This window comes from Lactobacillus sp. MRS-253-APC-2B, assembly GCF_012843675.1.
Lineage (GTDB): Bacteria > Bacillota > Bacilli > Lactobacillales > Lactobacillaceae > Limosilactobacillus > Limosilactobacillus pulli.
This window is the reverse complement of the sequence record NZ_JABAFO010000005.1, coordinates 1-22,215: the sequence shown is the minus strand read 5'-3', so window position 1 is coordinate 22,215 and position 22,215 is coordinate 1. Positions and strand designations below refer to the sequence as shown.

General features: G+C 48.9%; 20 protein-coding genes. All 20 read left to right on the top strand.

Annotated features, from left to right (window positions below):
- The first annotated feature begins 15 nt into the window (after positions 1–15).
- Complete coding sequence (locus tag HF864_RS03855) at positions 16–939, top strand: branched-chain amino acid ABC transporter permease (RefSeq protein WP_240936874.1); 924 nt, start codon at positions 16–18, stop codon at positions 937–939.
- Positions 940–951: 12 nt separating this feature from the next.
- A complete protein-coding gene (locus HF864_RS03850) occupies positions 952–1,746 on the top strand; it encodes an ABC transporter ATP-binding protein (RefSeq protein WP_169461781.1) in 795 nt (264 codons plus the stop codon).
- Positions 1,727–2,443 (top strand): ABC transporter ATP-binding protein, encoded by a 717-nt coding sequence (locus tag HF864_RS03845; RefSeq protein ID WP_169461780.1) that lies wholly within the window; start codon positions 1,727–1,729, stop codon positions 2,441–2,443. Before HF864_RS03850 ends, HF864_RS03845 begins: the two co-directional genes overlap by 20 nt.
- A gap of 195 nt (positions 2,444–2,638) precedes the next feature.
- The gene (locus tag HF864_RS03840) at positions 2,639–4,300 is read left to right on the top strand and encodes a formate--tetrahydrofolate ligase (RefSeq protein WP_169461779.1); all 1,662 of its coding nucleotides are present in this window, start codon (positions 2,639–2,641) and stop codon (positions 4,298–4,300) included.
- Between the two features lie 184 nt (positions 4,301–4,484).
- Complete coding sequence (gene purE / locus HF864_RS03835) at positions 4,485–4,949, top strand: 5-(carboxyamino)imidazole ribonucleotide mutase (RefSeq protein ID WP_034539052.1); 465 nt, start codon at positions 4,485–4,487, stop codon at positions 4,947–4,949.
- On the top strand, positions 4,933–6,087 hold the full coding sequence (purK, locus tag HF864_RS03830) for a 5-(carboxyamino)imidazole ribonucleotide synthase (RefSeq protein ID WP_205882275.1): 1,155 nt from the start codon (positions 4,933–4,935) through the stop codon (positions 6,085–6,087). Before purE ends, purK begins: the two co-directional genes overlap by 17 nt.
- Positions 6,088–6,099: 12 nt before the next feature.
- Positions 6,100–7,398, top strand: a complete 1,299-nt coding sequence (gene purB / locus HF864_RS03825; protein ID WP_034539039.1) for an adenylosuccinate lyase — start codon at positions 6,100–6,102, stop codon at positions 7,396–7,398.
- 273 nt (positions 7,399–7,671) lie between these two features.
- Positions 7,672–8,388, top strand: coding sequence for a phosphoribosylaminoimidazolesuccinocarboxamide synthase (purC, locus tag HF864_RS03820; protein WP_128513394.1), 717 nt, complete (start codon positions 7,672–7,674; stop codon positions 8,386–8,388).
- A gap of 4 nt (positions 8,389–8,392) precedes the next feature.
- Positions 8,393–8,641 carry a phosphoribosylformylglycinamidine synthase subunit PurS gene (purS, locus tag HF864_RS03815; protein WP_169461777.1) on the top strand — a complete coding sequence of 83 codons (249 nt, stop codon included), beginning with the start codon at positions 8,393–8,395 and terminating at the stop codon, positions 8,639–8,641.
- Entirely contained in the window at positions 8,642–9,322 is a 681-nt protein-coding gene (gene purQ, locus HF864_RS03810) for a phosphoribosylformylglycinamidine synthase subunit PurQ (RefSeq protein ID WP_033934857.1), read from the top strand. It abuts the gene before it with no gap.
- A gap of 5 nt (positions 9,323–9,327) precedes the next feature.
- Positions 9,328–11,556 (top strand): phosphoribosylformylglycinamidine synthase subunit PurL, encoded by a 2,229-nt coding sequence (gene purL, locus HF864_RS03805; RefSeq protein ID WP_169461776.1) that lies wholly within the window; start codon positions 9,328–9,330, stop codon positions 11,554–11,556.
- Complete coding sequence (gene purF, locus HF864_RS03800) at positions 11,532–13,001, top strand: amidophosphoribosyltransferase (RefSeq protein WP_033934855.1); 1,470 nt, start codon at positions 11,532–11,534, stop codon at positions 12,999–13,001. Before purL ends, purF begins: the two co-directional genes overlap by 25 nt.
- Positions 12,998–14,044, top strand: coding sequence for a phosphoribosylformylglycinamidine cyclo-ligase (purM, locus tag HF864_RS03795; RefSeq protein ID WP_169461775.1), 1,047 nt, complete (start codon positions 12,998–13,000; stop codon positions 14,042–14,044). The genes purF and purM overlap by 4 nt, the downstream gene beginning before the upstream one ends.
- Positions 14,045–14,057: 13 nt before the next feature.
- The gene (gene purN / locus HF864_RS03790; RefSeq protein WP_056968648.1) at positions 14,058–14,648 is read left to right on the top strand and encodes a phosphoribosylglycinamide formyltransferase; all 591 of its coding nucleotides are present in this window, start codon (positions 14,058–14,060) and stop codon (positions 14,646–14,648) included.
- The gene (gene purH / locus HF864_RS03785; protein ID WP_169461774.1) at positions 14,645–16,183 is read left to right on the top strand and encodes a bifunctional phosphoribosylaminoimidazolecarboxamide formyltransferase/IMP cyclohydrolase; all 1,539 of its coding nucleotides are present in this window, start codon (positions 14,645–14,647) and stop codon (positions 16,181–16,183) included. The genes purN and purH overlap by 4 nt, the downstream gene beginning before the upstream one ends.
- A gap of 63 nt (positions 16,184–16,246) precedes the next feature.
- Positions 16,247–17,503: a phosphoribosylamine--glycine ligase gene (gene purD / locus HF864_RS03780; RefSeq protein WP_169461773.1), complete on the top strand. Its 1,257-nt coding sequence runs from the start codon at positions 16,247–16,249 to the stop codon at positions 17,501–17,503.
- Positions 17,504–17,782: 279 nt separating this feature from the next.
- Entirely contained in the window at positions 17,783–18,952 is a 1,170-nt protein-coding gene (locus HF864_RS03775) for an ArgE/DapE family deacylase (RefSeq protein ID WP_240936870.1), read from the top strand.
- Positions 18,953–19,215: 263 nt separating this feature from the next.
- Positions 19,216–19,641, top strand: a complete 426-nt coding sequence (locus tag HF864_RS03770; RefSeq protein WP_169461771.1) for a phosphate-starvation-inducible PsiE family protein — start codon at positions 19,216–19,218, stop codon at positions 19,639–19,641.
- Positions 19,642–19,745: 104 nt separating this feature from the next.
- Positions 19,746–20,432: a 2,3-diphosphoglycerate-dependent phosphoglycerate mutase gene (locus tag HF864_RS03765; RefSeq protein ID WP_033934849.1), complete on the top strand. Its 687-nt coding sequence runs from the start codon at positions 19,746–19,748 to the stop codon at positions 20,430–20,432.
- Between the two features lie 304 nt (positions 20,433–20,736).
- Complete coding sequence (locus HF864_RS03760; protein WP_169461770.1) at positions 20,737–21,726, top strand: hypothetical protein; 990 nt, start codon at positions 20,737–20,739, stop codon at positions 21,724–21,726.
- Positions 21,727–22,215 lie beyond the last annotated feature (489 nt).

The following is a 22,215-nucleotide window of genomic DNA, read 5'->3' as shown; positions in this document are numbered from 1 at the left end:
ATCTGGTTCGTCTGCATGGCAGCCGGATATGGCATTATCTATGCTGGTGAAATGACTGGCGTGGTTGATACGTTTATCGAGAACATGTTGGTCATGATGGGCATCAACATCATCCTGGCCGTCAGTCTGAACCTGATCGTGGGCTTTTCTGGTCAGTTTTCGCTGGGTCATGCCGGCTTTATGGCAATTGGCGCCTATGCAACGGGAATTATGACGCAAACTGAATCAACATTTGCAGGACTGATCTTTTCCATGATTACCGGCATTGTGATTACGATTGTGATTGCTCTGATCGTTGGGGTTCCAACCTTGCGGCTTAAAGGTGACTATTTAGCGATTGCAACGATGGGAGCGGCTGAAATCATTCGGCTGACTGCTAATAACTTAAAGATCACCAATGGACCGGCTGGGCTCTTTAACATTCCCCAGCTTGCCACTTGGCCGCTCGTTTACATTATGATGTGTCTGACGATTATTATCGTTGCCAATTTTGTTCACAGCAAGACGGGCCGGGCGATTCGCGCTGTTCGCAATGACGAGCTGGCGGCCACGGCCATGGGCATCAACGCAACTAAGTACAAATTAATGGCCTTTGTAATGGGCGCGTCACTGGCAGCTGTAGGCGGCTCACTCTATGCTTCCTACTTGCAGAGTATTGCCCCAAGCAACTTCAACATCATGGAGTCGGTTTCGATTCTGATTATCGTGGTTTTAGGCGGCATTGGCAGCATTACTGGATCCGTAATTGCTGCCGTCGTCTTAGGCGCAATCGACACGGTTCTGCAAAACTTCGGCTCGCTGCGGATGGTTATCTACGCGGTCATGCTGATTGTCATTATGATTGCTAAGCCAAGTGGTTTGATGGGCCGGCGCGAGTTTTCAATTGGCAAATGGCTGGCGAAACGTACGGCCAAAAAGCAGGCTGCCGCTGAATCATAGAAAGGAGCAACTATGGCAGAGAAATTATTAACCGTTCGCAACGTTACGCGGCAGTTTGGTGGACTGACAGCGGTCAATGACGTTTCGATGACGATCTATGATAATGAGTTGGTCGCTTTAATCGGTCCCAATGGTGCTGGCAAGACGACTTTGTTCAACATGTTGAGCGGTCTTTTGCCAGCCACCAGCGGCACGATTGCCATCCGTCATGATGGTCGCTTCTATAAGGTCAGCGGCAAGGGTGCTACCAGTGTTGCGCAGCATGGTATCTCACGGACGTTTCAAAACATTCGGCTGTTTGGCGACATGACGGTGCGGGAAAACATCATGGCGGCGCTGAACAATCAGTTTAAGGAAAGTTTTTGGGGTACGATTATTCGAACGCCGCACTACTACCGCACTGAACGCGAGATGAATGACGCGGCTCAGAAGCTGATTGACCGCTATCATTTGACGGCGGTTGCTGACAGTCCAGCCAACAAGCTGCCATACGGGATGCAGCGACGCGTTGAAATCGTGCGGGCCTTGGCAACCAAGCCGAAGATTATCTTTTTGGATGAGCCGGCCGCGGGGATGAACCCTGAAGAAACTGCGGAGCTGACAACGATGATTCGGCAGCTGCGTGATGAGAACAATCTGGCCGTTCTTTTAATCGAACATGATATGTCATTGGTGATGAGCCTGGCTGAACGGATTTATGTTTTAGATCAAGGCGAGGTTTTGGCCAGTGGCACGCCAAAAGAAGTGAGTCAGAATCCAGCCGTTGTCAAAGCATATTTGGGAGGTGATGCCAATGCTGCAGGTTAAGGACTTAAGTATCAGCTATGGTGCGATTCAAGCGGTCCGTCACGTTGATTTTGAAGTTAAAAAAGGTGAGATCGTGACCTTAATTGGAGCGAATGGCGCGGGTAAATCAACGATTCTTAAGACGATTTCGGGAATTGTTAAGCCGCAGTCGGGCTCCATTGAATATCAAAATGAATCACTGATTGGAAAAAAGGCGCCGCAAATCGTGGCCGCGGGAATCTCTCAGGTTCCAGAAGGGCGGCACGTCTTTCCAGCCATGACCGTGATGGAGAATCTGCAGTTGGGTTCATATCTGCAAAAGAATCGCGACCAGATTGATCAACACCTGCAGGAAATCTTTGAAATGTTTCCGATTTTAAAAGAGCGCCAGCACCAAGACGCGGCGACCCTTTCCGGTGGTGAGCAGCAGATGTTGGTAATGGCGCGAGCAATGATGGCTAACCCAGAGCTGCTGCTTTTGGATGAACCATCCATGGGATTGGCACCGATTTATATTCAGAAAGTTTTCGACATCATTCAAAAAATCAACGCGCAAGGGACCACGATTCTTTTGATCGAGCAGAACGCGCATCAGGCTCTTTCGATTGCTGATCGAGGCTACGTGATTGCCTCGGGAGAAATTCAGCTGAGCGGCAGCGGACAGACGCTTTTGAATGATCCAAAGGTTAAACGAGCCTATCTTGGCGAATCGGCTTAAAAGCGCTTTAATAATGGGTATATAATAGTAGAAAAGTTCCATTCAAATAGGATGGAGCTTTTTTTATAATATTGACAATTTACGGTTTACACTTCATAATAAAGCCGTTGTTGTTATGAATGTACTTAAATTAAAGCCTATTTAACTTGATATAAGCTATAATGTTCGCTTTTACGAAATGGAGGAACCGCATCTATGACTGATCTAGAAATTGCCAATGCTGCTGAAATGGAGCCTATTACTAAGATTGCTGAAAAATTAGGTTTAAGTACTGATGAAATTGAACCATACGGCAAGTACAAGGCTAAGATTGATCTGCCAGTCAAGGAAGCACCAGACAAGAAGCACAAACTGATTCTGGTTACCTCAATCAACCCAACGCCGGCTGGTGAAGGTAAGTCAACGGTTCTGGTTGGCCTTGGTGATGCTTTGAACCTGCTTGGTCACCAAACCGTAATTGCAATGCGTGAACCATCCATGGGACCTGTTTTTGGCATCAAGGGTGGTGCAACTGGTGGTGGCTACAGCCAAGTCGTACCAATGGAAGACATCAACCTGCACTTTACGGGGGACCTGCATGCTTTGACCAGCGCCAACAACACGCTGGCTGCTCTGATCGACAACTACATCATGCGGGACAATGAACTGAATCTGGACCCACGCCGCATTATCTGGAAGCGCGTGGCTGACGTAAACGACCGGGTGCTGCGACACGTGGTTACTGGTTTGGGCGGCATTATGCAGGGGGTACCGCGTGAAACCGGTTTTGACATTACGGCGGCTTCCGAACTGATGGCGATCCTTTGTCTGTCTAAGGACCTGGCTGATTTGAAGCGGCGGATTTCCAAGATCGTAGTTGGCTACACCTATGACCAAAAGCCAGTTACGGTTGGTGAACTGGGCTTTAGCGATGCCATTACGATTCTGCTTAAGGATGCTTTGAAGCCAAACCTGGTTCAAACGTTGGCGCACACGCCGGCAATCGTTCATGGGGGCCCATTTGCCAACATCGCCCATGGCTGCAACTCAGTTCTGGCTACCAAGACGGCTCTGCAGCTGGCGGACTACACGGTTACGGAAGCTGGCTTCGGTGCTGACCTGGGGGCTGAAAAGTTCCTGGACATCAAGCGGCCAGTGTTGGGCAAGACGCCAGACGCGCTGGTAATCGTGGCTACGGTACGGGCACTGGAATACAATGGTGGTGCGGCACTTGCCGATCTTAAGGAAGAACAGCTGCCAGCGCTTAAGAAGGGCCTGGCCAACTTGAACCGTCACATTAAGAACATGCAGCGCTATGGCCTGCCTGTCGTTGTTGCCATCAACCACTTTACTTTTGACACTGAAGCCGAAATTAAGACGATTGAAGACAACTGTCATGAACTAGGAGTCAACGTGGTTCTGGCCGATGCCTGGGCTAAAGGCGGTGAAGGTACGGTTGACCTGGCTAAGGAAGTTGTCAAACTGGCTGATCAGCCAAGCGATTTCCATGAACTTTACGATGTTGAAGGCGACTCGATTGAAGACAAGGTCAATACGATTGCCAAGACCATCTATGGCGCCAAGGATGTTGAATTCTCCAAGAAGGCTCAAAAGCAGCTCAAGAAGTTCCATGAAATGGGCTGGGAAAACATGCCGGTCTGCATTGCCAAGACGCAGTACTCATTTACCGATGATCAAACGGAACTGGGTGCGCCAACCGACTTTACGTTCCATATTCGTGAATTCGTTCCTAAGCTGGGCGCGGGCTTTGTCGTAGCTCTGTCCGGCAGCGTGATGACGATGCCTGGTCTGGGTAAGAAGCCAGCTGCCGTTAACATGCACATTGACGGTGAAGGCAACATTACTGGTTTATTCTAAGATCACTAAAGAAAAGGGCGCGGCAGGCGCTCTTTTTTGTGTTGGAGCTATTGTATTAAAGACGAACATTATAATTATCTTATTTATTCCGGTTCGTGAAAAATCTTGTTTTTGCTGAAAAGTTTTGCTATGCTAGAGACAGTTTTTAGGAGGTGCCATTGTGAGCAGTGAAATCAGCGTGGTCATGGGCAGTAAGTCCGATTGGCCAACAGTTAAGCAAGCATGTGATATTTTGGATCAGTTTGGCGTCAAGTACGATAAGCAGGTTATCTCAGCGCACCGGATGCCAAATGAAATGTTCGATTTTGCCCAGCACGCGGCAGAAAATGGCGTTAAGGTTATTATTGCCTGTGCAGGCGGGGCCGCTCATCTGCCAGGGATGATTGCTGCCAACACGCCATTGCCGGTGATTGGGATTCCGGGGCAGACTAAGGCGTTAGGCGGCATGGACTCGCTGCTTTCCATCGTGCAGATGCCAGCGGGAATTCCGGTCGCCACTACGGCAATCGGTAATGCTGGGGCTAAGAACGCTGCCTTATTGGCCATTCAGATTTTAGGCATCAATGACCAAGCCCTGCAAGACAAGATTGTGGCTTTCCGTAAAGAAATGCATGACAAGGCGGTGGCCAGCAATGCCGAACTTGACTAAGCATCCAGAAGCCTATATTGAGCAAGGCAAGACGATCGGGATTATTGGCGGTGGTCAGCTGGGTCAGATGATGGCTTTTTCTGCTAAGGCAGCCGGGATGAAGGTTATTATTTTGGATCCGACGCCACAATGTCCTGCCGCCCAGGCTGCTGATGATCAAATTGTGGCGCCTTATGCTGACGTGACGGCAATCAAAGAACTGGCACGGCGAGCTGACGTTTTGACCTATGAGTTTGAAAACGTTGATCTGCAGGCCTTAAGAGACGTTGCTGATCAAGTTGCCATTCCTCAGGGAACCAATCTCTTATACACGACCAAGAATCGGATTCGCGAAAAGACGTTTTTGCGCGACGCAGGCCTGCAGACGGCACCATTCGCGGCGGTCAAGAATCGTGCTGATCTGAACGCGGCCGTAGCAAAACTTGGCTATCCATGTGTCTTAAAGACTTGCGAAGGCGGGTATGATGGTCATGGCCAAATGGTTTTAAAGAGTGCGCAAGACCTGAATGACCCGATTACTGAAGAAGTGCTGCAGTATGGCGATGACATTCTGGAAGGCTGGGTACCATTTAAGATGGAATGTTCAGTCATGGTAGCGCGCAATACGGATGGTGATATTACCGTCTTTCCAGTCAGTGAAAACATTCATGCTCATGAAATTCTGCACTTGAGTATCGTGCCGGCCCGCATGCCGGTTGAATGGCAGCAGCGCGCTCAGCGGATGGCCGAAAAGATTGCCACGGCCATTGATCTAAAAGGCATCTTGGGTGTTGAGATGTTTGTCGGTGCCGATGGACAGCTCTATGTCAACGAACTGGCACCACGACCACATAATTCTGGTCACTACACGATTGAAGCCTGCAACTTTTCACAGTTTGCGGTTCACAATCGCGCGATCTGCAACTGGCCGCTGCCTAAGATTAAGCTGCTGAGTCCAGTCGTAATGGTCAACGTTTTAGGCCAACACGTAGCTGGCACGCGCCGTTTGATTCATGAATATCCGCAATGGCATTTTCATGACTATGGCAAGGCTGAGATTCGGCATAACCGGAAGATGGGCCATGTCACGATTTTGACCGATGATATTGAAGAAACCTTGAAGCAAATTAAAGATTCCCATGTTTGGGACGATGAATAGGAGAAAAGATTAATGATTGATCGTTATACCCGTCCAGAAATGAAGAAGCTGTGGAGCGATGAAACCCGCTATCAATGTTGGCTGGCCGTAGAAATCGCGGCTGATGAAGCCTGGAGCAAGCTGGGCAAGATTCCAGCAGAAGATGTTGAAAAAATTAAGCAAAACGCCAAATTCACCGTGGAAGGCATTCAAGAAATCGAAGCCGTCACGCACCATGACGTGATCGCCTTTACGCGTGACGTTTCCAAGTCGTTGGGCCCAGAACGCAAGTGGGTACACTATGGTCTGACCAGTACTGACGTCGTTGATACGGCTCAAGGCTACCAGCTTAAGCAGGTCAACGAGATTCTGCGTCAAGACATCAAGGACTTTATGGAAATCCTGAAAAAGATGGCCAATGAATACAAGTACACGGTCTGCATGGGGCGGACGCACGGGATTCACGCTGAGCCAACGACTTTTGGTCTCAAGGTTGCCCGCTGGTACTCTGAAATGAAACGCAACTATGAGCGCTTCGAACACGCGGCCGCTGGCGTTGAAGCCGGTAAGATCTCTGGGGCCGTGGGAACGTTTGCTGAAGTTGACCCACGCGTTGAACAATATGTCTGCGAAAAACTGGGACTGCGCGCGCAAGAAGTTTCCAGCCAAGTGCTGCCACGTGATCTGCATGCTGAATACATCGCTGCTTTAGCTTTGATTGGGACCAGCCTAGAAGAAATGGCTACCGAGGTTCGTTCTCTGCAACGGACGGAAATCCATGAAGTTGAAGAACACTTTGCCAAGGGTCAAAAGGGTTCTTCAGCAATGCCGCACAAGCGCAACCCGATCGGCTCCGAAAATATCTGCGGCTGTGCGCGGGTATTGCGCGGTCATGTTGTTACGGCTTATGAAAACGTGGCACTGTGGCATGAACGCGACATTTCTCACTCCAGTGCTGAACGGATGATTTTACCAGACACGACGGCGCTTTTGGACTACATGCTGCACCGTTTTGGTCGGATCCTGGCAAATCTGGACGTCTTCCCTGAAACCATGAAGAAGAACATGGATAAGACGCTGGGTCTGATTTACTCTGGCCGGGTCCTGCTCAAGCTGGTTAAGTCTGGCATGACGCGGGAAAACGCCTATGATCTGATTCAGCCATACACGGCTAAGTGCTGGGCTGAACAAGTGCCATTCCGGCCACTGCTGGAAGCTGACCCAACGATTCAAAAGCAGCTGACCAAAGAAGACTTGGATGATGCCTTTGACTACCACTGGCACCTGCGTCATGTTGACGACATCTTCAAGCGGGTTGGCTTGGACGATTAATCATCATTAAACTAAAAAAGCATCGATCAGATGGGTCGATGCTTTTTGTTTACTTTTCAACCGCCAAAACACGAACAATTTAATTCAAATAGCGATTTAGTTAAACGTTAAACTTATAAAAACCATTATTTTATGATTAGAAACCGAAAAAGGTTCGGCTATACGCTTGACGATTTTTAAAAATATGCGTACGATAATAGCAGGATTTAACGAACAATTTTCCGTTAACCAATTCATCAATTCGTTTTTAGCCTATAAGGAGGGCAATCAAAAATGGAAAAGCTGTTATATACCGGCAAAGCAAAGCAAATGTGGCAAACCGAAGATCCTGACGTTTTACGGGTAGTTTACCTGGATCAGGCAACGATGCTTAATGGTAAGCGTAAGGACCACTTTGACGGAAAGGGTGAAGCAGCCAACGATATTTCAACGCTGGTTTTTGAATACCTGATTGATAACGGCATTCCAACCCACTTCATCAAGCGCCTTTCGGAAAAGGAAGAATTGGTTAAGAAGTGTCACATGTTCCCACTGGAATTCGTTACGCGCAACGTCTGCGCTGGTCACTTTGCTTCTCGCTTTGGTCTGGAAGACGGCATGGAATTGGCCGAACCAGTTGAAGAAACGTTCTACAAGAGTGATGCTTTGGATGACCCATTCGCCAATGAATCTGACGCGGTTGCCATTAAGGCCTGCACGCATGAAGAATACCAACAATGCTGGGAACTGGCACGGCGTTGCAACAAGCTTTTGACGCCCCTGTTTAAGAAGGCCGGCATGAAGCTGGTTGACTTCAAGCTGGAATTCGGTAAGCTTTCAGACGGCTCGTTGGTACTGGCTGATGAATTTTCGCCTGACAACTGCCGTCTGTGGGATATCAAGACCAACGCCCACATGGATAAAGACGTATTCCGCAAGAACCTGGCTGACCTGACTACGACCTATGATGAAGTTTACGCACGCCTGCAAGAAGCCGTTAAGGAGGACTAATCAAATGACTACCGTTCGTATTTACGTTACCTACAAGCAATCTGTTTTTGATCCCCAAGCCGAATCTGTTTTAAATGCCATCCACCAGTTGGGGCATGAAGAAGTCAAGGGTCTGACGGTTGGCAAGTTCTTTGATCTGCAGGTTGAAGGCGATCAGGCAGCCGTTGAAAACACGGTTAAGGAAGTGGCTGAATCACTGCTGGTCAACTTCAACATCGAAACGTACAAGTTTGAAGTGCTGGAGGCGAAATAAATGAAGATTGCGGTCATTCAATTCCCAGGCTCGAATTGTGATATCGACCTGTATTCAGCCCTGCACGATGTCTGCAATGCTGATGTCGAATACGTTTCACACAAGGCCACGAGTCTGGATGGCTTTGATGCGGTTATGCTGCCAGGGGGCTTTTCCTATGGCGACTATCTGCGGGCCGGCGCGATTGCTCGGTTCGCCAACGTTATGCCGGCCGTCATCAAGCTCGCTAATGAAGGCAAGCCGGTTTTTGGTACCTGCAATGGCTTCCAGATCTTAACGGAAGCGGGCCTTTTGCCAGGTGCTCTAAAGAAAAACGACAGCCAAAAGTTCGTCTGTGAAACGGTGCCTTTGGAAGTCGTTAACAACGATACGCTTTTTACCACGCAGTACCAGGCTCACGAACGCATTGCCCTGCCAATCGCGCACGGTGAAGGCAGCTACTACGCGGATGAAAAAACCTTGGATGAGTTGGAAGCCAATCATCAAGTCGTGTTCCGCTATGCAAGTGAAAATCCCAACGGCTCTTTGCGCAACATTGCTGGGATCGTCAACAAGCGCGGCAACGTATTGGGCATGATGCCCCACCCAGAGCGGGCCGTAGAAGCACTGCTGGGTTCGACGGACGGTTTGCGGCTGTTCAAGTCTTTATTGGAAAACGGCACGGTTAAGACGGAGGCATAATTAGAATGAAGCAAGCAATGACCCCTGAAGAAATTAAGGAAAAGAAGCCATATCTCGACTGGAGTCTGTCCGAAAAAGAATATGACTACATCAGTGAAAAGCTGCTGCACCGTTTGCCAAACTACACGGAAACGGGTCTTTATTCGGCAATGTGGTCGGAACACTGCTCCTACAAAAAGTCCAAGCCAGTGCTGCGTCTGTTCCCCAACAAAAATGATCGCGTTTTGCAAGGCCCTGGCGAAGGTGCTGGTGTCGTTGACATTGATGATGGTCAGGCAGTCGTTTTCAAGGCCGAAAGTCACAACCACCCATCAACGGTTGAGCCATACCAGGGCGCGGCTACTGGGGTCGGCGGGATTCTGCGTGACATCTTCAGTATGGGCGCGCGTCCAATCGCTTCTTTAGACTCGCTGCACTTTGGCGAATTAAGCGATGCTGAAACCCGCATGAAGGTTGATGGCGTTGTGCGCGGGATTGGCGACTACGGCAACTGTATGGGGATTCCAACCGTCGCTGGTGAAACGACTTTTGATCCTTGCTACAAGGGAAATCTTTTGGTCAATGCCATGAGCGTGGGCTTGATGGACCAAAAGAACCAACAAGAAGGGAATGCTTCTGGGGTTGGCAACGCCGTGATGTACGTTGGGGCCAAGACTGGTCGTGACGGGATTCACGGGGCAACGTTTGCCTCCGCTGACTTTGGATCTGGCAACGAGTCACAGCACTCGGCCGTTCAAGTCGGCGACCCATTCATGGAAAAACTGCTGATGGAAGCCTGCCTGGAACTGATTCAAGACCATGCGGAATGGCTGGTCGGCATCCAAGACATGGGTGCGGCTGGCATTGTTTCTTCCAGTGCCGAAATGGCCTCTGAAGGTAACTCAGGTATGGACCTGGATCTTGATTTGGTACCGCAGCGTGAACCTGGGATGTCAGCTTATGAGATCATGCTGAGCGAGTCTCAGGAACGGATGCTTTTGTGTGTTAAGAAGGGTCATGAAGAAGACGTTAAAAAGATCTTTGACTACTATGATCTGGAAGTCGTAACGATTGGCCGGATCACGGAAGGTCACCAATACGTGCTGCACCATGATGGTCAGGTAGTCTGCGATATTCCGGTTTCAACGTTGACGGATGACGTTTTGGAAGTTGAATCTGAAGAACGAAAGCCACAGCGCTTAATCGATGCTGAAAAACAGGCCAACTGGACGCCAGTGATCGATGACGTGGCTGAAGTCTACAAGAAATTACTGACGCAGCCAACGATTGCCGACAAGTCTTGGATCACGCGTCAATATGACTCACAGGTGCGGACTTCAACGGTGGTTGGTCCTGGTTCTGATGCCGGTGTTATTCGCGTGCGCGGCACCAAGAAGGCTCTTTCAATGACGACGGATGGCAACGGTCGCCTGGTTTACTTAAACCCATACGTCGGTGGTAAGATTGCATTGGTTGAAGCAGCCTCCAACATTATTGCTTCTGGCGCTTTGCCATTAGCCATTACGGACTGCCTGAACTATGGTGACCCAACCGATCCTGAAATCTTCTGGGAACTGCACCATTCAATCGAAGGGATGGCTGAAGCTTGCCGCGTCTTTGATACGCCAGTCATTTCCGGTAACGTATCGCTTTACAATGAAAACAACGGCTCGGCCATTTACCCAACGCCAATGGTCGGTATGGTCGGTTTGATTAAGGATGCTAAGTACGTCATCCCATCCCGCGTTCAGCATGCTGGCGACAAGCTGTATCTGGTCGGCAAGACTGGCGATGACTATGCCGGTTCCGAACTGCAGAAGATGATGACGGGTGATATTGCCGGCACGCTGGCTGACTTTGATCTGGAGCACGTCCATGACTACCTGAGCCGCCTGCTGCAAGCTGAACAAAGCGGTCTGGTAGCCAGCGCTCATGACTTGAGTGAGGGTGGTCTGGCCGTAGCTGCTGCTGAAACGGTCTTTAAGACGGAGCTGGGCTTAAACGCTGATTTCCGCGCTCTGGATAAGAAGCAGTTCTTCAGTGAAACGCCGGGCCGGATGCTGGTCAGTGTGGCACCAGAAAATGTGGCGGCCTTTGAAGAAATCATGCAAGACGATGCAATGCCAGCTGGTGAGGTCGTAGCAACGCAATGGCTGGAAGTCCATCTGGCTGATGCTGAGCTCAACTTGCCAGTAGCTCAAATGCAAAAACTTTGGGAGGAAGCTTTGCCATGCGCAATGAAATCAAAGGACTAAATGAAGAGTGTGGGGTTTTTGGCGTATTTGGCGTGCCAGAAGCCAACCGAGTCACCTACTTCGGTCTGCACAACCTGCAGCACCGTGGACAAGAAGGGGCCGGGATTGTCACGACTGACGGCGAACATCTTTATCAGCACCGGGATCGTGGCCTGCTTTCGGAAGTCTTTGCCGATCCAAGCGATATGGAGCGCCTGGTCGGGGATGCCGCGATTGGTCACGTTCGCTACGGTACCAGTGGCCACAACTCGATCAACAACGTGCAGCCATTTTTGTTCCATTTTCATGATGGCGACATTGCGATGGCGCACAATGGCCAGCTGACCAATGCCGTCACGCTGCGTCGCAAACTGGAAGACAACGGCGCCGTTTTTCAATCGGATTCAGATACCGAGATCTTGATTCATTTGATTCGGCAAAACATTCACATGGGCTTTATTCCGGCCTTAAAAAAGACACTGAATATGGTTAAGGGGGGCTTTGCCTTCTTGTTCCTGCAAAAGGATCGCCTGATTGCAGCTTTGGATCCCAATGGCATTCGACCGCTTTGCTTAGGGCAGATGCCAAATGGAGCCTATGTCGTGACCAGTGAGAGCTGTGCCTTGGATATCGTGGGCGCTAAGCTGATTCGTGATGTCCAGCCAGGTGAGCTGCTGGTGATCGACAAGGATGGTCTGCATGAAGATCGTTATACTGATGACACCAAGCTGGCCATCTGTTCAATGGAATACATCTACTTTGCCCGTCCTGATTCCATTATTCATGGTGTAACAGTGCATAGTGCCCGCAAGCAGATGGGGCGGCTGCTGGCCAAGGAACAGCCAGCCCCTGATGCCGACATGGTCATTGGGGTGCCAAACTCTTCGCTTTCCGCGGCGTCTGGTTATGCGGAAGCAGCTGGTCTGCCTTATGAAATGGGGCTGATCAAGAACCAATACGTTGCTCGGACTTTTATCCAGCCCACGCAGGCATTGCGGGAACAAGGCGTTAAGATGAAGCTTTCGGCTGTACGCGGGGTCGTTGCCGGCAAGAACGTGGTCGTAGTCGATGATTCGATCGTGCGGGGAACGACTTCCAAGCAGATCGTGCGGATGCTGAAAGAAGCCGGCGCCAAGTCGGTTCATATGCGGATCGCCTCACCGCCATTCCGTTTCCCATGTTTTTATGGAATCGATGTCTCCAACCGAGCTGAACTGATGGCGGCTCATTATTCCGTCCCTGAGATGTGTAAATTGATGGAAGCCGACTCGTTAGGATTCTTAAGCGTTGATGGTGTCGTTAAGGCGATCAACGTTCCGGATGCCGGTGATGCACCATATGGCGGTCTGACGGTGGCCTACTTTAATGGTGACTACCCAACGCCACTGTATGATTTTGAAGAAGGCTATCTCAAGTCATTGAATGAACAAGAAAAGCGCGCGCGAAAGGAACGACTGTCCAAATGAAGCGGAAACGTTATGAAGAAGCCGGCGTCAACGTCAATGCCGGCTATGAAATGGTAAAAAAAATCAAGGATGCCGTTGCTTCAACCGACCGTCCCGGCGTTGTCGGCGGGATCGGCAGCTTCGGCGGGATGTTTGACCTGACCGCGGTTGCCGGCTTGACGCATCCGATCCTGGTTTCGGGTACGGATGGCGTTGGCACCAAGCTTTTGATTGCCCAAAAGCTGAATCGGCATGACACGATCGGCATCGACTGCGTGGCGATGTGCATCAACGACATTTTGGCACAGGGCGCGGAACCACTGTTTTTCCTGGACTATATCGCAACGGGACACAACACACCAGATAAGATGGCTCAGATCGTTTCTGGCGTGGCAGAAGGCTGTCGGCAAGCTGGCGCAGCTCTGGTTGGCGGGGAAACCGCCGAGATGCCTGATATGTACAGTCAAGATGAGTACGATCTGGCCGGCTATGCGACCGGCGTTGTTGACCAAGACAAGATGCTGACGACGGCCTTGCCAAAAGCTGGCGATGTTTTGATTGGTCTGGCCTCATCAGGGATTCACTCTAATGGCTATTCGCTGGTGCGCCAAGTGCTGTTTAAGGATCATGACGTTAAGCTCAGTGATCAGCCGGCCGAACTGAATGGCCAAACGGTTGGTGAGGCACTGTTGACGCCTACGCGTATCTATGTCAAACCGGTGTTGCCATTGATCAAAAAGGGCTTGATTCACGGGGTCAGCCACATTACCGGTGGCGGTCTGCCGGAAAATTTGCCGCGGATGTTTGCTGATTCCCTGCAGGCCGTGGTTGATTCCAGTGCCTGGCCTAAGTTGCCGATCTTTAGCTATCTGCAAAAGATGGGCGATTTGGATGCAGATGATCTGTACGGCACGTTTAATATGGGGCTGGGGATGATTTTAGCCGTGGCGCCAGAAAACGCTGCTGCCGTTCAAGATGCTTTAAAGCAGGCTGGCGAAGACTCATGGCAGATTGGTCAACTGCAGGCTCGACCAGCTGATGAAGAAAAACTGATTATTAAATAAAAGAGGCAAGAACATGAACGTGGCAATTTTTGCCTCGGGGAACGGGACCAATTTTGAAGTGCTGACTGAGCATTTTCAAAATGGCGATATTCCTGGCAAAGAGGCTTTACTTTTTTGCGACCACCCCGATGCTTATGTAATTAAACGTGCTCAAAGACTGGGCGTTCCATATGAAACTTTTACCGTGAAGTCTTGCGGATCCAAGCAGGCCTACGAAGAAAAGATTATGACGGTGTTGGAAAAATACGACATTGACTTTATCGTGCTGGCTGGTTATCTGCGGATTATCGGGCCAACGATTCTGGATAAGTATGAAGGCAACATCGTCAACCTGCATCCTGCTTGGCTGCCGGAATATCCAGGACTGCATTCGATTGAGCGGGCCTTTGCCGATCATCGCAAAGAAACCGGCGTTACGGTTCACTACATTGATTCAAATCTGGATGCGGGGACGATTATTGCCCAGCGGCACGTGCCAATCTATCCTGATGACACGGTCGACACGTTGGAAACGCGGGTTCATGAAACTGAACACGAATTATATCCAGAAACCGTTAAGAAGATTTTGACTGAACGAATTGCAAAGGAGAAAAACAACCAATGAAACGTGCATTAGTTAGCGTATCTGATAAGACCAACCTGGTGCCTTTCGTTAAGGGCTTGAGTGAAAATGGTTTTGAAATCGTTTCGACTGGTGGGACCAAGAAGACCTTGGATGAAGCTGGCATCAAGACCATCAGTATTGAAGAAGTAACCCACTTTCCAGAGATTCTGGATGGTCGGGTCAAGACGCTGAATCCGTATGTTCACGGTGGGCTGTTGGCGCGTCGTGACGTTGCTGAGCACATGGACACCCTGGATAAATTAAACATCACGCCAATCGACCTGGTCTGTGTCAACCTGTACCCATTCAAGGAAACCATCGAAAAACCAGACGTTACGCTGGCCGATGCTATTGAAAACATTGATATTGGTGGCCCTTCGATGGTTCGTTCAGCAGCCAAGAACTATCGTGACGTGACGATCGTAACCGACATCAACGATTACGAAACGGTTCTCAATGAAATCAAGGCCAATGGCAACACGACGCTGGAAACGCGGACGATGCTGGGGGCCAAGGCATTCCGGACCACGGCTGCCTATGACGCGTTGATCTCACAGTACCTGACGAAGCGGCTGGATTTGGAAGACCCAGAAAAGCTTACGCTGACCTACGATTTGAAGGATACGATGCGCTACGGCGAAAACAGTCATCAAAAGGCTTGGCTGTACGAGGATCCAATTCCTAAGAAGTTCTCGATTCTTGAAGCCAAACAGCTCCACGGCAAGAAGCTTTCCTACAACAACATCAAGGACGCTGATGAGGCATTGCGCAGCGTGCGCGAGTTTGATGAACCAACCGTTGTTGCCATGAAGCACATGAATCCTTGTGGCATTGGCCGCGGTGAAACCCTGGAACAGGCTTGGGATCGTGCTTATGAAGCTGACCCAGTTTCTATTTTCGGTGGGGTGATTGCCTTGAATCGGCCGGTTGATCTGGCAACGGCAGAAAAAATGCACAAGATCTTCTTGGAAATCATCATTGCGCCTGACTTTGACGACGATGCTTATGCTGTTTTGGCCAAGAAGAAAAACATTCGTTTGCTCAAGGTTGACTTCTCAGCCAAAGACGAGCCAACGCGTCATGAAGTCGTTTCTGTCATGGGCGGGGTGCTGATGCAGGAACAGGATACGCTTAAAGAAGACTGGCACGACTGGGAATGCGTTACGGACGTCAAGCCAACTGAAGAACAGCTTAAAACGATGATGTTTGCTTGGAAGGCCGTTAAGCACACCAAGTCCAATGCTATCGTGGTTGCCAACGACGAACGGACGCTGGGCGTGGGCTCTGGTCAGCCTAACCGAATCGACTCACTGAAGATTGCGGTTAAGCATGCTGGTGATGCCATTGATGGTCGAACGGTAATGGCATCTGATGCCTTCTTCCCATTCAATGACTGTGTCAAGTTTGCCGGTGAACACGGGATTAAGGCCATTGTTCAACCAGGCGGCTCGGTACGGGATCAAGAATCGATCGACATGGCCAATGAAATGGGCATTGCCATGGTAATGACGGGTGTTCGTCACTTCCGCCACTAATTGCATTTGCAGGTCCGCGGATTGATTTTCGCGGACTTTTTTGGGTAAAGAGGTTTTACAAATATGGAAAAGATGAAATTACTGGTAATTGGTGCTGGTGGTCGGGAATTTGCCATTGCCAAAAAGCTCAACGAAAGTCCCCATGTCGATACGGTTTATTGTGCACCAGGCAATATCGGCATGGTAACGGCGGGAATCGTGCCTTTAAACATTGAAGAAGACGATTTTGAGGCGCTGATTCAGTTTGCCAAGGACCAAGCCATTGCCTGGACGTTTGTTGGCCCTGAGGATGCTTTATGTGCGGGGATCGTGGATGCATTCCAAAAAGCCGGGCTGAAGATTTTTGGGCCCAATCAAGAAGCTGCTCAGTTGGAAGGCTCTAAGGACTACGCGCTGAACTTTATGAACAAGTACCACGTGCCAACTGCCAAGCACGAGACGTTTACGGACCTGAAGTCGGCATTGGCGGGGCTAAACGACTTTGCTCGGCCGGTAGTCATTAAAGCCAATGGTCTGCAAGGCGGCAAGGGAGTCGTGATCGCTCAGACAACACCAGAAGCTGAGGACACGATTACGGAAATGTTTGAGTTAGGGGAAGAAAAGCTGGTCTTGGAAGAATGTCTGGTGGGACCTGAATACTCAATGTTTGTCGTAGTGCAGGATGATCAGTACCGGATTTTACCAATGGCGCAGGATCATAAGCGGGCCTACGATGGCGATAAAGGTCCTAACACGGGTGGTATGGGTGCCTACAGTCCACTGCCACAGCTGAGCGATGCCGAACGTCAGCGCATGATTGATGAGGTTGTGGAGCCAACGGTTAGCGGTTTGCATCAAGCCGGCTACAACTACCATGGCATTATTTACATTGGCCTAATGCTGACGGCGGATGGCCCTAAAGTCATTGAATATAACGTGCGGCTGGGCGATCCGGAAACGCAGGTCGTCTTGCCACGGCTGAAAACGGACCTGGTCGAACTGATCGATGCCAATGTTAATGATCAAGAAATGCCGGCAATTGAGGAACGCGATATGGCCGTTTTGGGCGTGATTCTGGCGTCCAAGGGCTATCCTAAAAAGCCGGTACATGGTCAGGCGCTTGGTTCGTTCCCGGCAGCTAAAGACATTGCCATTGACTATGCCAACGTCAAGGGACATCTTGATAATCTGCACGGTGATGGCGGTCGGCTTTTAATGGTGATTGGTGAGGATGCTGATCTGCAAAAAGCTCAAGACAAGGTTTATGACTACCTGGCCAAATTGGATGAACCAGAATGCTTCTATCGTCATGATATTGGTGACAAGGCTTTGAAAAACTAACTAAAGTGAATAATTAAAACGGTCGGCGATTCAATTTGAATTGGCGACCGTTTTATTGTCGGCAAAAAAGTTGGTAAGCATGGTGCCAATTGTGGCATCTGAATAAATGGATTGGCTGTTGATGGCAAAACGTTATTGGCGCGGTACAACCTACGATTAAACTGCCAGATTGATTAGGCTTTTTTAGGATTTGCTGTTTGCTGAAGTTTGGCAATAACGATGTTTAATCATTGGCGATTTTGGCTCCATGTGTTAAAATTAAAATAAGATTAAAATGAAATGAGAGTAAAAGGACGTGAAAAAATGGAAGATAGCGTCAAGCTCAGCATTTTGCAGGAACTGATCCAGATCAATACGGTTAATGGTCATGAACAGCCAGCTGCCGAATATCTTAAACAGGTATTGAGTGATCATGGTATTGAGGCCAATCTGGTTGCGCTGGCAGCGGGGCGTACGAACCTGGTGGCCGAAGTCGGCACAGAGAATGGACCAGTACTGGCGTTGGCCGGCCATCTTGATACAGTTGATGTTGGTGACGACAAAAAATGGCAGCATAATCCATTTTGTGGTCAGGTAATCGATGATGCTATTTACGGTCGTGGTAGCGTTGACATGAAGGGCGGCTTGGCAGCAATGGTCAATACCTTGATTGAGCTTAAGGAAGCCGGTCTGCCTAAGCATGGCAAGGTTCGCTTGTTGGCGACGGTTGATGAAGAGATTGGCGGTCTGGGTTCATTGGAATTGACGCGGCAAAGATTGGTGCACGATGTTGATGCAATGATCGTTGGCGAGGCCACGACCAACCGGCTGGAGTATGCACACAGCGGCTCGTTTGACTATCGCATCAAATCATATGGTCATCTGGCTCACAGTTCAGATCCCAGCTTAGGCGTTAATGCTGTGGCCAATTTGGCGGAGTTTTTTGAATATGAGCGTCACGCGTTTGATGATGTTGAAAAAAGCCCTAGTTTGGGCCACTTGATTCACAGCGTTACGGTCTTTCACGGCGGTCGTCAGCTCAATTCCATTCCCGATTACGCTTATTTGGAAGGTAATGTCCGCACGATTCTGGAATTTGATAATACGGCAGTGCAGAACCGGCTGCAGACTATCGTTGACCGTTTGAACGCTGAAACGGACGGTCGGTTTGAATTAGAGGTCGTAGCCAGCTTTATGCCAATGGCGACTGATCCAGCTGATCCATTCGTTTCGCTGGTGCAGCAATCATATCAAACTGTTGCTAAGCAATCGCTGCCGCTTGCCGTTTCACACGGTGCCTCGGATGCTTCGCGCTACATACTGGATGAACACCGTTTTCCAATCATTGAATGGGGACCGGGCAAAGAAGAAATGTCGCATCAGGTTGATGAAAGGCTGTCAGTCGCGGAGTATCTGCAGGCGGATCAAGTCTATCTGCAGATTGCCAAGGATTTTTTTGGCGAGTCCTAAAATCGTTTAGGCAGTAGCCAGCTGGGTTTAGGCGGTTGAGTTGATTTTAAAATCATGACGAATTAAAAGAATGCTGGAATTAGGTAAAAAAGGTCAACTATACATTGGTGACCTTGCAAAATAAGCGGCACACTGCGCCATATTAACTAAAAGTGTGGTCTTTAGGCAGCTGATCGCCCGTCAGCGAAAGCTATTAAAAACCTGCCACGGTCGTTGAATTTTTGATACGATAAGGTCAACAAAATGAAAATGGAGCGGTGACAATGGAAAAATTCGATCGTCTGGCAAAGCGTGTTGGCAATTTTTTTGAAGGCTTTATGGAAGCAGCGATGGCAATTCTAGGGCTGTGTCTGATCTGCTTTATTTTTGTAGAATTATGGCACTTGGTTGAACTGACACCGTTTCTGAGTGGTGCTAAGATATCGATCGACTCGATATTAGGCAGCTTGATCAATTTCTTTTTGCTGCTTGAGTTTTTGGCGATGGCAGCTGCCGCTATGCAGAATCATGGTCACCTGGCAGCTGACTTTTTGATCAGCTTAGGAATCACGGCCTTGCTGCGGGGATTGATTGCCGAGCATGAAGCGCCATTGCAAAACGTGCTGACGTGCTTGGCAATTTTGGCCTTGATTGTGGGTGAGATTTTGATGCACTGGCAAAACAATCGCGAACAACATCACAATAAATAAGTGCTTGCTATTGGCACAAACGAAAATCTGATTTAAAATATATCTTGAATTGTTGTGTATTTTATATACGGCTTACCATAAAGAAGAAAGAGGTCAAACGAACAATGGCTAAATTAGTACTGATTCGTCACGGTAAAAGTGAATGGAACAAGTCCAACCAATTTACTGGCTGGGTAGACGTTGACTTGGCTCCGGAAGGTGTTGAACAAGCAAAGGCTGCCGGTAAGGCACTGAAGGAACACGGTCTGGAATTTGACTACGCCTACACTTCCGTTCTGAAGCGTGCCATCAAGACGCTGCACTACGCACTGGAAGAATGCGACCAACTCTGGATTCCTGAATTCAAGACTTGGCGTCTGAACGAACGTCACTACGGCGCTTTGCAAGGCAAGAACAAGAAGAAGGCTGCCGAAAAGTACGGTGACGAACAAGTGCACATTTGGCGTCGTTCCTATGACGTACTGCCTCCACTGCTGAGTGCCGATGACGAAGGCTCTGCAGCTAAGGATCGTCGTTACGCTAACCTGGACCCACGTGCCATTCCTGGTGGTGAAAACCTGAAAGTTACGCTGGAACGGGTTATTCCATTGTGGCAAGACGAAATTGCACCAAAGCTGTTGGACAACAAGAACGTAATCATTGCTGCCCACGGTAACTCCCTGCGTGCTCTTTCCAAGTACATCGAAAACATTTCTGACGAAGATATCATGAACCTGGAAATGGCTACCGGCCAACCAGTTGTTTACGACTTCGACGAAAAGCTGAACGTTTTGAGCAAGGAAAAGTACTAATAATTTCTTAAACGTTCTTTAAAGACTCGCGAATCGCTCGCGGGTCTTTTTTTACTTTACAGATCAGTAGGTAAGCGGGGCGGTTGTGCTTGACATCGGCAATCGCGCTTGATTTGCACGTTTTGGTTCAGTAATGGTGATCAGCTGTCGGCTTCGTGGAAAACTTGTTATTTAAGGAATGGATTCGTGATTTTGTGAAGACTTTGTAAAGCATAGGCGGTGACAGTGGTACAATTTTCAAGATGTGTTAAGATACACGAAGAACATTTTTAAAGATATTAAGCAAAAGAGGAGAATTGAATTAATGAAACGCAATCACTTGCCTCTCAAAGAATTCATCAACCAATTAAAGAGTACGCTGAAGGGCAAATATAACGCTGCGGTTTGGCCAATTGCCGGCATCACGCTGCTTTACCTGGCGTTGACGGCCCTTTTGGCACTGCTGTTCACGCGCAGCGCCATGATGCTGGGATATGCCACGATGCTGATTATGTACGGCATGATCAGCCAAGTGCTGCTTGCCGTGGTTGAGGCATTAGGTATCTTGATTCTGTGGTTCTTGGTAACGTTTGGCATGTACTTTGTCAACATGAGTATCCTGTACAGCTACCAGGATCAAATCAAGAACCCGAACCTAAAAGTCAGTGCAACGACGATCTGGAAGCACTTTAAGCATCTGAATAAAAACCAGCTGTTGCGGCTGACGCTTTACAGCAGTCTGTTCATCTTCTTGTGGACGCTGCCGTTGGATATCGTGGCAGCCTTGGCAGCTAAGAATCAAGCGCTGGTAATTGCGGTTCGGATCGTTAACTTCTTGATTACGTTCTGGAAGACTTTGGAATACTCACAGGCACCATTGCTATATCGCGATCAACAGCCAGCCTTTTTGGGTCAGTCAATGCGTCATGCTCTAACGGCCAGTCGCCGCTTTATGGGTGGCAAGAAGCTGTCGTTTTTCACGATTGAATTTGTCGTTAGCTTTCTGCCGATGCTGGTCTGGGGCGCGATTTTTGGTGGAGTAGCCTATTACGGCAACTACACGGCAATCTACTTTATCATGTATGCTGGCTTGATCATTATGCTGCTGGGCTTTTGCGCTTATGCTCCGGTTGTCTACCTGGCAACGGCTCAATTTTATGAACAAAGCAAGCCGCAATCGCCAATCTCGGTTGAGGATGCTTTCGTTAAGACCTTCAAGCCAGTTGAGGCATTGACTGGCGAGGCTTATGACGATGCTGCTGATGAGTCAGTGGCAGTTGACGATAGCGAACCAATTGTTGAAAATCAAAAATAATCAAAAACGTGTCATTGATAACGGTGGCACGTTTTTGATTTGCCAAGAATTTAATTTGTTTGACTAAAAAGGCAGCAGCTGGTTTAAAATGTACTGGTTCATGACCACGAAAGCTAGCGATGGTTAAAAATGGATAACGATTACAATCTTCGGCAATTGAGCAACGTTTTGCTGGTGAGGCGGCAAAGTTGTTCTGCTTCATTGACTTTTTTTAAAAAGTTTGAATTTGTCGTTGACATTTGCTTGGAATCTCGTTATATTAGATAACGTTGTCGCGGCGATGAGTTGTTGATCACTTGAGGTTGACTACTTCTCGCTTAACTATCAAGATAAATTAAATAAAAAAGTTCTTGACAGGTAGTTGACAATTTGTTAAACTGATTAAGTTGCTTGCTTGAAATAAGCGAACAACGGTAGACCTTTGAAAACTGAATACAGTTTCGACGAACACAAATGTGCAGGGTCATCAATCATTACGATTGATGCAAA